Source organism: Acinetobacter sp. YH16044 (assembly GCF_013417145.1).
Taxonomy (GTDB): Bacteria; Pseudomonadota; Gammaproteobacteria; order Pseudomonadales; family Moraxellaceae; genus Acinetobacter; species Acinetobacter amyesii.
Genome location: NZ_VPEK01000167.1, coordinates 1 through 1,177 on the forward strand (window position 1 = coordinate 1; position 1,177 = coordinate 1,177).

The 1,177-nt window shown below is 33.3% G+C and carries 3 protein-coding genes; 2 read left to right on the forward strand and 1 reads right to left on the reverse strand.

Annotation, left to right across the window (positions count from 1 at the left end; translation table 11 throughout):
* Positions 1-253 (reverse strand): hypothetical protein (locus tag FTV38_RS17775; protein ID WP_218950307.1); only part of this gene is annotated, 253 nt, incomplete at its 3' end.
* Positions 254-425: 172 nt separating this feature from the next.
* Between FTV38_RS17775 and FTV38_RS17780 the strand changes: the two genes are divergently transcribed.
* Both FTV38_RS17780 and FTV38_RS17785 read left to right on the forward strand, forming a co-directional pair.
* Positions 426-689, forward strand: coding sequence for a type II toxin-antitoxin system Phd/YefM family antitoxin (locus tag FTV38_RS17780; protein ID WP_000557944.1), 264 nt, complete (start codon positions 426-428; stop codon positions 687-689).
* A complete protein-coding gene (locus FTV38_RS17785; RefSeq protein ID WP_000184943.1) occupies positions 676-939 on the forward strand; it encodes a Txe/YoeB family addiction module toxin in 264 nt (87 codons plus the stop codon). The genes FTV38_RS17780 and FTV38_RS17785 overlap by 14 nt, the downstream gene beginning before the upstream one ends.
* The last annotated feature ends 238 nt before the right edge of the window (positions 940-1,177 follow it).

Genomic DNA, 1,177 nt, shown 5'->3' on the forward strand with positions numbered 1-1,177 from the left:
CATCCGGACTATACGAAAATAAATGATATCCAACATATCCTCCATAGGAATTTTTAGCATTTACTTCACCACAAACCACACTCTCACCAACAGAATTTTTGATTTCCCTTAAATTTTGAAACTTTGTAGAGTCAGGATCTTTCATTTCCTGCTTTACTTTACTTTGAGCCATATTTAAAAATTTATTTTTTTCAGCATAAACAGAACCAATTAAAAGAATATTAAGAATGATGAAGTATATTAATTTGTTCATGAAGTCCCCGTTATTTAATGAATAGACCATAATTTAACATAATGGTGGTTATACGAAATTGACAATATGTACAGGATTCTGTACATTTAGGATTGTAAAGTTTCAATCACTACCGCCTAGGTAGTCTAGCTAGCAGCGTTTTGACGCAGCTTACCCTATGAGGGATAGATATATGCATGTATTTACATATACGGACGCACGTAACAATTTAAAATCTGTTTTAGATAAAGTAATTGATGATGTAGACGTTGCTTTTATTACAAGAAAAGAAGGTGGCCATGCTGTAGTAATGGGACAAGATCATTACGATAGCTTAATGGAAACGTTATATCTCCTTTCATCTCCAAATAATGCAAGTCGTTTAAATGAATCAATTGCTCAATTACGTGCAGGGAAAACAAAACACAGAGAGTTGATTGAGGATGACGAATCGTAACGTCGAATGGACTGATAATGCCTGGGATGAATATATCTATTGGCAGACACAGGATAAAAAGATACTTAAGCGTATTAATACCTTAATCAAAGAATGTCAGCGAACACCTTTTGAAGGAACAGGAAAACCAGAACCTTTAAAAGCTAATCTTTCAGGATTTTGGAGTCGTAGGATTGATGAAAAGCATAGATTAGTTTATGAAGTGACAGATGAACGAATCTCTATAATTCAATGTCGATTCCATTACTAACAAGATCCCCTATTTTTAGGGGATTGTTTTTTTATTTAATACAAAATCTCATATGCGAAATTTAGGTGTTATTCCATATAACGCCATTAAAAAGATCTTTATCTTTCTGCCTATTTTCTTCAGTCTTACTTTCCGTGCTTAAAAACTTTTCAAAATCGGTTAGTTGACCCTTAAAAGATTCATCATTTTTCAGTTTGTTTAGAACCCAAGCCCCCAGTAGAATTTTACGTCTAGTATC